Here is a 13207-nt window from a genome sequence, read left to right as displayed (position 1 = left end):
GAAAGGCCAACTGAACAAAAGGGGCGGCATCGGCTGACACCGTTGCCGCCCCTTTTTTTGTGGCTGGCATTGGCGAGGATTCCGCAGCGCGGCGAGCCCGCACCGGACGGGTCTTTTCCCGCGCTTGCGAGAGACAAGGTCCGGCCTTCTTGCTAGGCTTGCCGGGATGAGCATTTCCATCCATCCCGACACCTCGCAAACCCGGACACTGCCAAGCGCGGCCCGGGATAGCGCGTCCGATGAGGCGCAGAGGCCGCGGACCGGGAGCCGGCTGTTCATCAAATATGTCGCGCTGTTCGTGGCCGTCGTTGCGGTTGCGCTGCTTGCCAATGGGCTTTTCGAGGTCTTCTTTTATTATCGGGAGCACAAGGCGTCGCTGATCCGGGTCCAGCATGAGCAGGCCGAGGCGGCCGCGGCCAAGATCAGTCAGTTCGTCAAGGAGATCGAGAACCAGCTCGGCTGGACCACGCAAATGCCGTGGTCCGCGAGCTCGATCGAGCAGCGGCGGTTCGATGCGTTGCGGCTGCTGCGCCAGGTGCCCGCCATCACCGAGCTCGCGCAGGTGGATGCGACCGGCAAGGAGCGCCTGCGCGTGTCGCGGCTCGCGATGGACGCGATCGACAGCGGGGTGGACCTGTCGAGCGATCCGAAATTCACCGAGGCGGTCGCGCACAAGGTCTATTACGGCCCGGTTTACTTTCGCCGGGAGTCCGAACCCTACATGGCGCTGGCGCTGGCCGGCGCGCGCAAGGATGCCGGCGTCAGCATCGCGGAGGTTAACCTCAAGCTGATCTGGGACGTGGTCTCGCAGATCAAGGTCGGCGAGCACGGGCATGCCTATGTGGTCGGCCCGGAGGGGCGCCTGATCGCGCATCCCGATATCAGCCTCGTCCTGCGTAACACCGACATGTCGGGACTGGCGCAGGTGCGTGCCGCGCAAGCCGGCGGTGGCGTCATGCCGGATTCGCTTCAGGAAGCGACCAACATCCAGGGACAGAAGGTTCTGACGGCGTCGGCGCCGATCGCGCCGCTCGGCTGGACCATGTTCGTCGAGTTGCCGGTCGAGGAGGCTTATGCGGCGCTTCATGCCTCGTTGGAGCGGCTTGCGGTCGTGCTGCTGGTGGCGTCGATCTTCGCCGTGCTCGCCGGGATCTTTCTCGCGCGCCGCATGGTCGGCCCGATCCAGGCGCTGCGCAGCGGCGCCGAGCGCATCGGCGGCGGTGATTTCTCCCAGCGCATCTCGATCAGAACCGGCGACGAGCTCGAAGGGCTGGCCGACCAGTTCAACGACATGGGCGCGCGATTGCAGGAATCCTATGCGGACTTGGAAAGGAAGGTCGAGCAGCGCACGGCGGAATTGAGGGAGTCGCTGCAGCAGCAGACAGCGACTGCCGATGTGCTGAAAGTCATCAGCCGCTCGGCGTTCGATCTGCAAATGGTGTTGAACACGCTTGTCGAGTCGGCGGCCCGTCTGTGTGACGCGGACGAAGGCACGATCTTTCGGCCCAATGACGGGATTTTCTATTTGGCAGCAAGCTGCGGCCTCGGAGCCGAGCAGGAAAGCCATCTTCGGACTTTCGCTTCCGTGCCCGAGCGAGGAAGTGTGGTTGGACGTACGCTGCTCGATCGCAAAACGGTTCATGTCCCGGACGTGCAGGCCGACGCGGAATTTGCGCCTTCCTCTGCTCGAAGGCGCTCTGACGTGCGTACGATGCTTGGTGTGCCTCTGCTTCGCGAGGGTGAGCCAATCGGAGTATTCGTCCTGACCCGGCACATGGTGCGGCCCTTTAGCGAGAAGCAAATCGAACTCGCGACTACCTTTGCCGATCAGGCCCTTATCGCGATCGAAAATGCCCGGCTGTTTGAGGAGGTGCAGGATCGCACCAGGGAGCTATCGCAGTCGCTCGACGAGTTGCGCGCGGCGCAGGACCGCCTCATCCAGACCGAGAAGCTCGCATCGCTCGGCCAGCTTACCGCCGGCATCGCCCACGAAATCAAGAACCCGCTGAACTTCGTCAACAATTTCTCCGCGGTCTCGACGGAGTTGATCGACGAACTCAACGAGCTCCTGCAATCGGTCGAGATCAGCGACAAGACGAAGGAGGAGATCGGCGAGCTCACCCACATGCTCAAAGGCAATCTCGAAAAGGTGGTGCTGCACGGCAAGCGCGCGGACTCCATCGTCAAGAACATGCTGTTGCATTCGCGCGAAGGCTCGGGCGAGCATCGCCTTGTCGACATCAATGCGATCGTCGAGGAGAGCCTGAATCTGGCCTATCATGGCGCGCGCGCCGAAAGGCCCAGCTTCAACGTCACGCTCGAGCGCGATCTGGATCCGGCGGCCGGCGCGGTCGACGTCTATCCGCAGGAGATCACGCGCGTCCTCCTCAATCTGGTCTCGAACGGCTTCTATGCGTCGGCCAAACGCAAGCAGAGCGCCGGGGAGGGCTTCGAGCCGATCTTGAGCGCGACGACCCGAAATCTCGGCAACAAGATCGAGATCCGGATTCGCGACAACGGCACCGGGATTCCGTCCGAAGTGAGGGAGAAGATGTTCAATCCCTTCTTCACCACTAAGCCGGCCGGCGAGGGCACCGGGCTTGGCCTTTCCATGAGCCATGACATCGTCGTGAAACAGCATGGCGGAACGATCGACGTGAATACCGAGCCCGGTGTATTTACCGAGTTCATCATAACGCTGCAGCGCACGCTGGCGGCGGCAGGCACTACCGGAGGCAAGACTTGAACGTTTACATCCTGGTCGTCGATGACGAGCCCGACGTCGAGGCGCTGTTCCGACAGCAGTTCCGGCGCGACTTGCGCGCCGGCCGTTTTCAGATGGAGTTCGCTCCCTCTGCGCCCGATGCGCTCAGGCGCGCCGCCGAGGTCCGCGATCCCGCGTTGATCCTGATCCTGTCCGACATCAACATGCCCGGGATGAGCGGGCTCGACATGCTGCCGAAGGTGCGGGCCGAACATCCGCATGTTCCCGTCATCATGATCACGGCCTATGGCGACGCCGAGACGCGCAGGAAGGCGATCGAGCGGGGCGCTGTCGGACTTCTCACCAAGCCGATCGACTTCGCGCAGCTACGCCAGGAGATCGATACCAGGCTCGAGCAGGCGGCATGACGGCGACCATCCTCTTCGTCGACGACGAGCCCGATCTCGAGGCGTTGGTCCTGCAGAAATTCCGCAGGCAGCTTCGCGATGGGTTGGTCAACTTCATGTTTGCGCGCGACGGCGTCGAGGCGCTGGAGTCGATCGCGCAGCATCCGCATGTCGACATGGTCGTCTCCGATATCAACATGCCGCGGATGGACGGGCTGTCGCTGCTGCAGAAGCTCCAGGAGGCCGAGGACAAGAAGTCGACCATCATCGTCTCGGCCTATGGCGACATGAGCAACATCCGCACCGCCATGAACCGCGGCGCCTTCGATTTTCTCACCAAACCGATCGACTTCGCGGACCTCGAGACGACGATCGAGAAGACCCTCCGCCATATCGAGATGCTGCGCGAGGTGCGGCGGCGCCAGATGGAGGCGGAGCGGGCCCATACCGCTTTGTCGCGCCATTTCTCGCCGGAGCTCGCCAGGCGTCTGGCGGCAAGCGCTGAAGGCGACGGGATGGAGGTGCAGTGGCGCGACGTTGCGACCATTTTCACCGACATCACCGGGTTCACGTCGCTGATCGAGAGCGCACCGCCCGAGACGCTCGGCGCGCTCCTCAACGAATATGTCGGCGGAATGACTGAAGTCGTCTTCGCACATGAAGGAACGGTCGCCAAGATCATCGGCGATGCGATCCAGGTGCTCTTCAACGCGCCCGGTGACCAGCCGGACTATGCGACGCGTGCAGTCGCCTGTGCCCATGATCTCGATGCCTGGGCGCAGGATTTTTGCGCACGCCAAAAGGCCAAGGGCGTGAACTTCGGCACCACCCGCATCGGAGTCCATGCCGGGCCGGCGCTCGTCGGCAATTTCGGCGGCAACCGTTTCTTCGACTACACCGCCTATGGCGATACCATCAACATCGCCGCGCGGCTGGAGGCCGCCAACAAATATCTGGGCACGCGGATTTGCGTCAGCGCGAGCATTGCCGGGAGCGCCGAGAATTTTCAGGGACGCCCGGTGGGAGACCTGATGCTGCGCGGGCGCAGTGAGCCCTTGCGTGCCTTTGAGCCGCTGCCGCCGGTAAAATTCGAAGCGCCCGCAACGGCGCTATATTTCGAGGCCTTTGCCAAGCTGGAGGCAGGCGATTCCGCGGCCATGCCCGCATTCGCCGCGTTGATCGGCGTTCATGCCGATGATCCCCTGGCTGGCCTTCATCTCAGGCGCCTGCTCAACGGCGCCAAGGGCGTCCGCATGCAACTGGACTAGGAGCTCGACATGACGCGTGAATTCTCTGCCGGCAATTATCGCTTCATCCCGTCCGTATTCCAGTATTCTGCGGGTGCAGCGGCAGACGACGGCTATGAGATCGAGCGTGTCCGATTCGATCGGTTGGTGCCGCTTGCCGAGGGATTTGCGCGTGCTGCGAAATTCATCCGGGAAGTGGGGCGCCCGCTGACCGCCTTCTGCGCCTGCGAGTTGCGCTCGCCGGCAGCTTTCAGCGAAGAGGGCTTTCGCGCGTTCAACCTGCATTACGTGAAGACGCTCTCCGAATGGGACATCTTCGACGGGACGAGCAATCCGGTGGCGCGAAGCAATGTCTGTCCGGAGATCGACCCGCCGTCCGAGCCGTCGTTCTATGCGTTCTCCTTCACGAAGCCGACGGGGTCGAAGACGCCGACCTTCGTGATCGCGGGCGGTGCCGAGGCGCGCGAAGGCAGCGGTAGCTATGTCGAGCGGCGCACGGTGCGCTACCGTGATCTCAGCCCGGACGGTTTACGGGAGAAGGTGCGCTTCACGACGTCACAGATGGAGGCCCGGATGACGGCTCTCGGTTTCGGCTGGAGGGACGCCACGGGCGTACAGGCCTATTCCGTGCACGATTTCCATCACGCGCTGGCCGACGAGCTAGTCCGACGCGGCGCGCTGCGTTCGGGCCTGACTTGGCACTTCGCGCGTCCGCCGGTGGTCGATCTCGAATATGAGATGGATTGCCGCCGCGTGATGCGGGAAACGGTCATCTAGCGCGCGCGTGGATCGAGCGCATCACGCAGGCCGTCGCCCAGCAGGTTCAGCGATAGCACCACCAGGAAGATCGCGAGGCCCGGCCAGACGGCCATCCAGGGCGCTTGCGTCAGGAAACGTTGCGCGGCGTTGAGCATGCTGCCCCAGGACGGCGCCGGCGGCTGTTGGCCGAGGCCGAGGAACGACAGCGCCGCTTCGGCGATGATTGCGGCGGCGATCGAGAGCGTGGCCTGAACCAGCAGCGCCGGGAGAATGTTCGGCAGAATATGAGCGAAGGCAATCCGCCAGGGCGGGTTGCCGAGCGCGCGCGCCGCTTCGACATAGTCCTCGGCCTTGACACTCAGGACCTGGCCACGCGTCAGGCGGATGAACACCGGCGTTGCCGAGATGCCGATCGCGATCATGGCGTTGCCGAGGCTGGGCCCCAGGAACGCCGCGAGCGCGATTGCGAGGATCAGGAACGGGCAGGCCAGCATCGCGTCCGTGATGCGGCTGATTAATGCATCAATGGCGCCGCCGCGATAACCGGCGAGAAGACCGAGCGGCACCCCAATGCCGAGCGCGATCGCGACCGAGATCAGGCCCGCGAGGAGCGATGCGCGTGCGCCGTAGACGACGCGGCTCAAGATATCGCGGCCGAGCTCGTCGGTGCCGAACCAGTGCAGCGCCGTCGGCGGCTTTCGGACCAGGCTCCAGCTCGTCGCGATGGGATCGTAGGGCACGATCAGTGGTGCAAACAGCGCAAGGACGATGAAAAAGCAGAGCACGACGAGGCCGGCGACCGCCGCCTTGCGCTTGAACAGCCGCCGGCGTGCCCGCCGCGCGGGACTGTCCAGCTCGTTGGTCTCGGCGGTGGGGCTGACTGCGAGTGCGGCGTCGGTCATGGCCTAACCCCTCAGTCGCGGATTGACGAGGATATAGGCGATATCGGCGATCAGGTTGAGCGTGATGTAGATCGTCGCCGTTACCAGCACGACGCCCTGCACGACGGCGTAGTCGCGGTTGAAGACGGCATCCACGATCAGCTTGCCGAATCCGGGAATGGAGAAGATCTGCTCGGTCAGCACGGCGCCCGATAACAATGTGCCGAGCTCGAGCGCGCCCAATGTGATCACCGGTGTGAGTGCATTGCGCATGGCGTGCTTGAGAATGACCGAGCGTTCCAAAAGTCCCTTCGCGCGCGCGGTGCGGACGTAATCGCTTTCGAGCACCTGCAGCATGGCGCTGCGGGTATGCCGCATCAGGATCGCGGCAATCGCATTGCCGAGCACGAAGGCGGGCATGATGGTGGCTGCTATGCTCGCGCGCCAGTTCTCGGTGAGCGGCACGTAGCCCGACGCCGGCAGCCAGCCGAGCTCGATCGAGAACAGAAAGATCAGCATGATGCCAAGCCAGAAATTCGGGGTCGAGATGCCCCACAGCGCGAACAGGTTGGCACCGTAGTCCCAAGCGGTCCCTTTCTTCACGGCCGCGACGATGCCGGCGGGAATCCCGATCAGGAATGCGATCAGGATCGCCATGGCGCCGAGCTGCAGCGTGACGGGAAGCTTCTGCGCGATCAGCTCGCGCACCGGCATCTTGTTGCGCAGCGACTCGCCAAAATCGCCCCTGAGCACGCCGCCGACCCAATAGGCGTATTGTACCGGAATCGGCTGATCGAGCCGGTATTGACGGCGGATTTGCTCGATGACCGCCGGATCGCGCTCTTCGCCCGCCATCACCAGTGCGGGATCGCCCGGCAGCAATTGCTGGAGCGAGAAGATCAGCACCGAGACGAAGAACAGCGTCGGCACGATCTGCGCAAGACGGCGGGCGAGGAAGCTCAGCATTCGGCCGAAGTCACTTCAGCTTGAGGCCAATGACGCGAACGAGGCCGTCCGGCATCTGCTTGTAGCCTTCGAGCCTGGTCGAGTGGGCAATGATGATGCGGCGATGGTAGAGATAGAGGATTGGTTCATCGTCCTGGACCAGCCTCGCCAGCGCTTCGTAGCTGGCCTTGCGCTTGTCGGGGTCGGTGACCAGCCTGGCTTCATCCAAAGCCTTGTCAGCCTGCGCATTGTTCCACCCGCTGTAATTCTGCGGGGCGTCGCTGTGCAGGAAGACGTAGCTGTTGCCGTCAGGGTCGACGCGACCGCTCCAGGCGAGCATATAGGCCTGGTAATCGCCGGCTTCGGCCTGCTTGAGACCGGTTGCGAATTCAGTGACGCGGATCTTCATGTCGAATCCGGCTTCCGCGGCCATCGACTGGATCACCTGCGCCGGCGTCTCGGTTTCTGCACCTTTCGGCACCAGGAAGTCGACGCTGACCGGTGGCGTAACGCCGGCTTCCTTCAGCAAAGCCTTGGCCTTTTCCACGTTGCGGGCACGGAGTGGAAAGGCCTTCTGGTAGTAGGGATGGTCGGGATTGACCCATTGATTGCCGGGCTGGAATTCGCCGTTGAACACGACCTGGTTGATTGCCTCGCGGTCGATCGCAAGATCGAGCGCCTGCCGGACCTTCGCAGACTGGCTGAGAGGACCTTTGGCCTTGTCCTTGCCGATGTTGAGCGTGACGCCCTGATAGCCCAGCTCAATGGCAGTCGCGACCTTCAGCCGCGAGTCCGCACGCACCTCCTTGAGGTCGGTGGCGAGCACGCGCTCGATCAGGTCGAGCCCGCCCGATTTCAGGTTCGCCAGCCGCACGGTGGCGTCGACGATCGGCTGGAACACGATGCGGTCGATGAACACGTTGTCCTTGTTCCAGTAGTCGGCGAATTTCTCGAACACGATACGGTCCTGCTGGACCCGCTCGACGAACTTGTAGGGACCGGCGCAGACTGGATGCAGGCCGAACTTGTCGCCGGCTGCCTTCGCGGCCTTGGGCGACACCATCATGCCGGCACGATCGGTGAGCTGCGCAAGCAGGGGCGAGAACGGCGCCTTCAACGCCAGCTTGACGGTGAGTGGATCGAGGACCTCGACATGATCGACCGAGGCGAGCTCGGGCTTGCGGAAGGAGCCGGGGAACGTCAGGTGCCGTTCAAGCGAGAATTTTGCGGCTTCCGCATCGAAGGGCTCTCCGTCATGGAATTTCACGCCGGGCCTGAGCTTGATGACAAGGGCCTTGCCGTCGTCGGCCGTCTCGCTGGACAGCGCGAGCTGAGGCACGATGTTGAGCTTCTCGTCGATGTCGAACAGCTTGTCGCAGAACGAGGAAAACACGATGCGTCCGACATAGGTGCGCGCTATGGTCGGATCGAGCACGTCAGGGTCCTCGGCCAGGCCGATGCGCAGCGTGGTCTGGGCTTGGGCCGCCGCAAACGACAGTACGAAAGCGGCTGCTGCTGTGGCGAGGCGAAGAGTCTTCATCGGACAGTCCCCATTGCTGCGGCTACGTCGTTGTAGGCGTTGCACCATGTATACCAACCCCGGAAGCGGTTCCGCCTTCCGCCTTTTGGCTGAAAGCTGCGACCAATTTTGCCAGCGCCGGCGAAAAGCCGCCCGCGGTCGGCAGAATGGCCTCGGCGGACGGCAGCTCGGCGACGCGATGACAGGCGGTGGCATGGCCTGTGTCGTCAGCCAGCAGCTCCGGCGATGTGGTGCGGCAGCGCGCGACCACGAACGGGCAGCGGGTGTGGAAGCGGCAGCCCGACGGCGGATTGAGCGCGCTCGGGATCTCGCCCTCCAGCAGGACCGTCGTGCGCTTGGCGTGGGGTTGCGGCAGGGGGATCGCGGACAGCAGCGCGCGGCTATAGGGATGGCGTGGTGCGGCGAACAGGGCGTCCGCGTCGGCTTCCTCGACGATGCTCCCGAGATTCATCACCGCGACGCGATCGGCGATGTGCTTGACCACCGCGAGGTCATGCGAGACGAAGATGTAGGCAAGTCCGAGCCGACCCTGGAGCCCGCGCAGAAGGTTGAGGATCTGCGAGCGGATCGAGACATCCAGCGCCGAGACCGGCTCGTCGCAGATGATCAGCTTCGGCTCGACCGCGAGAGCGCGTGCAATCGCGATGCGCTGGCGCTGGCCGCCGGAGAATTCGTGCGGATAGCGCCGCGCCAGCCGTGGCTCCAGCCCGACCAGCCGCAATAGCTCATCGACACGCGCGCGCCGCTGCGGCGGCGGCACAAGATCGTGCAAAGCCAGCGGCTCGGTGAGGATCTGGCCGACCGTCATGCGCGGGTTGAGCGACGCGTAGGGGTCTTGAAAAATGATCTGCGCCTGGCGACGGAATGCACGCAAGGCGCCGGCGTCGAGAGAGAGCAGGTCGCCGCCGTCGAAGCGGATCGACCCGGCGTCCGGCTCGATCAGCCGCAGCACGAGGCGGCTGACCGTCGACTTGCCGCAACCGGATTCGCCGACGAGGGCGAGCGTCTTGCCCGCCTCGAGCGTGAAACTGACGCCATCGACCGCCTTGATGAAGGCTTTCGGACGGCCAAGCAGCGAACGCTCGACCACGAAATGCTTGACCAGGTTTTCGACCTCGAGCAGCGCCATCATGACACCAGGAGCTCGAGTGGCGCGCGGATGCAGCGGGAGAGGTGACCGGGGGTGACCTCGACGAGCGGGGGTGGCGCCTCGGTGCAGGCCTCGCGCACGAAGGGACAGCGTGCCGCGAAGCGGCAGGCCGCAGGCGGCTGCGCCATGTTCGGCACCATGCCTTCGATCGTCGCGAGCTGGTCCGCGCGGTGATCAAGCCGCGGGATCGAGCCCAGGAGCCCGACAGTGTAGGGATGCTGTGGCGAGGCAAACAACTCGTCCACCGGCGCGCGTTCGACAATCTCGCCGGCATACATCACTGCGACCTCGTCGCAGACCTCGGCGACGACCCCGAGATCGTGCGTGATCAGGATGATGGCCGCCCCGCTTGCCGCCTTCAATTCACGCATCAGCTCCAGGATCTGGGCCTGCAGGGTGACGTCAAGGGCCGTGGTGGGCTCGTCGGCGATCAGCAGCCGCGGATCGCAGGCGAGCGCCATCGCGATCATCACGCGCTGGCGCATGCCGCCGGACAGCTTGTGCGGATACTCGTCGATCCGTTGCTCGGGCGAGGGGATGTGGACGCGACGCAGGAGTGCGATGGCCCGCTCGCGCGCGCTCTTGCGGGAGCCGCTGCGGTGACGCAGGATCGTCTCGATGATCTGGTCGCCGATGGTGAAGCTCGGATTGAGTGAAGTCATCGGCTCCTGGAAGATCATCGCGAGCCGATTGCCGCGCAGGTCGCGCAAGGTCTGGTCCGGCGCTTGCAGCAGATCGAAGCCGTCGAAGCGGATCGCGCCGGTGACCTCCGCGCTCTGTTTGGGCAGCAGTCCCATGATCGCGAGCGACGTCACGCTCTTGCCGCAGCCGGATTCGCCGACAAGGCCGAGCGTTGCGCCATTGGCGACGCTGAGATCGACGCTGTCGACCGCATGCGTGATGCGGCCATCGTCGCCGCGGAAACGGATGCGCAGTCCCTCGATCTCGATCAGCGGGGCCGCGGTCATTGGACTTTCGCGCGCGCGGCCGCGATGCTGGCGTCTATGACGCTGCGATCGGTGTTCCCGGCCGGGTTCTGCCGCGTCGGGAGCGAGTCGCGGAAGTGCACCCAGACCTCGTGACTGACTTGCTCGAGCCGCTCGAGCTCGCCGAGCGGGTCGGAATGATCGTCGGCGCGCAAATCGAGCGCCGGCCATTCCTCTTCGCCGTGGATCAGGAGCGCGGCGGATTGCTTGCCGCGCTTGTCGCCGCCGGCGGCCTCGCCTGCGCGCATGGCCGCGAGCAGGCGGCGCGGGAAGGGCAGGCCGTCATTGGCGATGTACGTCTTGGCCGTCTCGTCGAGCACGTCGGGCCCCGTAAGCATGTTGCCGGCGAGGGAAAGGCCGCTGCCCGCGATTTGGCCACACCAGCCGGTACAGTCACGGCCCGTATGCGCCGCGATCGCGCCGCTCGCATCCATGATGTGCACCTGCCGGCTTTCGCGGCCGTCATCGGTGGCGAGCAGGGCGGCCAGGACGTCGTGGGCGTTCAGGCCCTCGCGCAAGAGCTTGACGCCATCGATGCCGTAATAGGGATTGACGAAAGCCTGTGTCGCGATGGCGCCGAGGCCGGCCGCGATGAAGGGAACGCGGGCGCCGACGGCGAAGAAGCGCGTTGCAACCGCAATGCCGAACTGGCCGGTGGCAGGATCGCGCGCGATGATCGACCAGGTCATGTCGTTATCCGTCAGCGTCCCGCCGCGTAGCCCTGCATGCCGCGCGGGTTGGCGGCGGCGCGGCGGCGCGGGCCGACGCGCGAGGCCGCGGTGAGGCGGCCTTCCGACCAGTCCGGGCCGACCTCTACGACATGTCCGCGCTCCCGCAGGTTCTCGATCGTTGCCTTGGGCACGCGGTTCTCGACCACGAGCACGCCGGGGCGCGCTGTGCGGGGCCAGAACGAGATAGGGAAGTGCTCGGAATGCCATGCCGGCGCGTCGATCGCCTCCTGGAGGTTGAGGTTGCAGTGGACGTGCCGCAGGAAGAACTGCGTGATCCATTGATCCTGCTGGTCGCCGCCTGGCGAGCCCCAGGCTAGATACGGTTCGCCGTCGCGCAGCGCCATGGTCGGCGAGAGCGTGGTGCGCGGCCGCTTGCCCGGCGCAAGCGAAGCGGGATGGCCTTCCTCCAGCCAGAACATCTGCGCGCGGCTGCCGAGACAGAAGCCGAGCTCCGGAATCACGGGCGAGGATTGCAGCCAGCCGCCCGATGGCGTCGAGGAGACCATGTTGCCAGCCTTGTCGATGATGTCGAAATGCACGGTGTCGCCGCGTACCTCGCCGAAGCGCCCCACCGTCGGCTCGCCGGCACCGAGCGCACCGACCGCCTCGCGCTGCCCCTCGGCGCGCCGCAGCTTGACCACGCCGCCGAAGCCCTCGACCGAGCCTGGTCGAAAATCGAGCGAGGCCTTGTCAGTGACGAGCTTGCGGCGCTCGTCGTTATAGGCATCCGACAGCAGCGTCGCGATCGGGATCTCGTTGAACTTGGGATCGCCGTAGAACTTTTCGCGGTCCGCGAATGCAAGTTTGGCGCATTCGATCTGGAGATGGATGAATTCCGGTCCAGTCGGATCGAGCCCGTCGAGCGCAAAACCCTTCAGCAGCGCGAGCTGTTGGAGCGTCACCGGGCCCTGGCTCCAGACGCCCGCCTTGCAGACGGCGTACCGGCCGTAATCGTAGGTGAGCGGGGCCTCGATCGTCGGCTGCCAGCGCGCCATGTCGTCGCCCGAGAGCACGCCGCGATGCGGCGAGCCGCTGACGTCCATGACCTCCTGGGTGCGGCAGAATTTGTCGATGGCTTCGGCAACGAAGCCTTGCGACCAGGCCTTTCGCGCGCGCTCGATCTCGGCTTCGCGGCCACCGCCGCCACTCTCGGCTTCGCTCAGGATCCGCGCGTAGGTAGCGGCCAGCGTCTTGTTGCTGAAGAGCGTACCGGGCTTCGGCACCTCGCCATTCGGCAGGTAGACTGCGGCCGAGGTCGGCCAGTGCTTGCGAAACAGTTGCTCGACGGTCTGGATCGTGGCGCAGGCCCGTTCGACCAGCGGATAGCCATCACGCGCATAGGAGATGGCGGGCTCCAGCACGTCGCGCACGCGTAGCGTGCCGTAGTCCCGCAATAGCAGCATCCAGGATTCGAAGGTGCCAGGAACGCAGGCCGCGAGCAGGCCGGTGCCGGGCACCATGTCGAGGCCTTCGCTCCTGTAATGGGCGATGGTGGCGCGGGCCGGCGCCGGTCCCTGGCCGCAGATCACTTCGGTGCGACTGCGTTTCACATCATGCACGATGATCGGCACGTCGCCGCCGGGGCCGTTCAGATGCGGCTCGACCACCTGCAAGGTGAAGGCGGTGGCGACACCGGCATCGAAGGCATTGCCGCCCTTTTCCAGCGTGGCCATGCCGACGGCGGTTGCGATCCAATGCGTGGAGGCGACGACCCCGAACGTGCCTTCGATTTCGGGCCTGGTCGTGAAGGGATCGGGATTGATTTTGCTGGTCATGGACTTCGTTACCTCATTTGCGGCGCGCGCAATTGATCACAGGCCGTGCGGGGTCGCCAATGCACCGGCCGCATGGCACGCG

11 protein-coding genes are annotated in these 13207 nt (G+C 64.8%); 4 read left to right on the top strand and 7 right to left on the bottom strand.

Annotated features, from left to right (window positions below):
* The first annotated feature begins 166 nt into the window (after nt 1–166).
* From MTX21_RS12740 to MTX21_RS12725, 4 genes are read left to right on the top strand one after another with little or no spacing between them, the layout of a single operon-like run.
* The gene (locus MTX21_RS12740; protein ID WP_280965156.1) at nt 167–2746 is read left to right on the top strand and encodes a cache domain-containing protein; all 2580 of its coding nucleotides are present in this window, start codon (nt 167–169) and stop codon (nt 2744–2746) included.
* Complete coding sequence (locus tag MTX21_RS12735; protein WP_280965155.1) at nt 2743–3132, top strand: response regulator; 390 nt, start codon at nt 2743–2745, stop codon at nt 3130–3132. Before MTX21_RS12740 ends, MTX21_RS12735 begins: the two co-directional genes overlap by 4 nt.
* Nucleotides 3129–4379, top strand: a complete 1251-nt coding sequence (locus MTX21_RS12730; RefSeq protein ID WP_280965154.1) for an adenylate/guanylate cyclase domain-containing protein — start codon at nt 3129–3131, stop codon at nt 4377–4379. The genes MTX21_RS12735 and MTX21_RS12730 overlap by 4 nt, the downstream gene beginning before the upstream one ends.
* 9 nt (nt 4380–4388) lie before the next feature.
* Nucleotides 4389–5135, top strand: coding sequence for a hypothetical protein (locus tag MTX21_RS12725; RefSeq protein ID WP_280965153.1), 747 nt, complete (start codon nt 4389–4391; stop codon nt 5133–5135).
* Here MTX21_RS12725 and MTX21_RS12720 read toward each other — a convergent pair.
* From MTX21_RS12720 to MTX21_RS12690, 7 genes are read right to left on the bottom strand one after another with little or no spacing between them, the layout of a single operon-like run.
* Nucleotides 5132–6019 carry an ABC transporter permease gene (locus MTX21_RS12720; protein ID WP_280965152.1) on the bottom strand — a complete coding sequence of 296 codons (888 nt, stop codon included), beginning with the start codon at nt 6017–6019 and terminating at the stop codon, nt 5132–5134. The two genes, MTX21_RS12725 and MTX21_RS12720, sit on opposite strands and share 4 nt — an antisense overlap.
* Nucleotides 6020–6022: 3 nt before the next feature.
* Nucleotides 6023–6964: an ABC transporter permease gene (locus MTX21_RS12715; RefSeq protein WP_280965151.1), complete on the bottom strand. Its 942-nt coding sequence runs from the start codon at nt 6962–6964 to the stop codon at nt 6023–6025.
* 10 nt (nt 6965–6974) lie between these two features.
* Entirely contained in the window at nt 6975–8483 is a 1509-nt protein-coding gene (locus MTX21_RS12710) for an ABC transporter substrate-binding protein (RefSeq protein ID WP_280965150.1), read from the bottom strand.
* Between the two features lie 22 nt (nt 8484–8505).
* Entirely contained in the window at nt 8506–9615 is a 1110-nt protein-coding gene (locus tag MTX21_RS12705) for a dipeptide ABC transporter ATP-binding protein (protein ID WP_280965149.1), read from the bottom strand.
* Nucleotides 9612–10601 (bottom strand): ABC transporter ATP-binding protein, encoded by a 990-nt coding sequence (locus MTX21_RS12700; RefSeq protein WP_280965148.1) that lies wholly within the window; start codon nt 10599–10601, stop codon nt 9612–9614. Before MTX21_RS12700 ends, MTX21_RS12705 begins: the two co-directional genes overlap by 4 nt.
* The gene (locus tag MTX21_RS12695) at nt 10598–11308 is read right to left on the bottom strand and encodes a DUF1028 domain-containing protein (protein WP_280965147.1); all 711 of its coding nucleotides are present in this window, start codon (nt 11306–11308) and stop codon (nt 10598–10600) included. Before MTX21_RS12695 ends, MTX21_RS12700 begins: the two co-directional genes overlap by 4 nt.
* 11 nt (nt 11309–11319) lie before the next feature.
* Nucleotides 11320–13125, bottom strand: coding sequence for a gamma-glutamyltransferase family protein (locus MTX21_RS12690; protein WP_280965146.1), 1806 nt, complete (start codon nt 13123–13125; stop codon nt 11320–11322).
* Nucleotides 13126–13207 lie beyond the last annotated feature (82 nt).

Source organism: Bradyrhizobium sp. ISRA430 (assembly GCF_029909975.1).
GTDB lineage: Bacteria > Pseudomonadota > Alphaproteobacteria > Rhizobiales > Xanthobacteraceae > Bradyrhizobium.
This window is presented reverse-complemented; position numbering and strand designations above follow the sequence as displayed.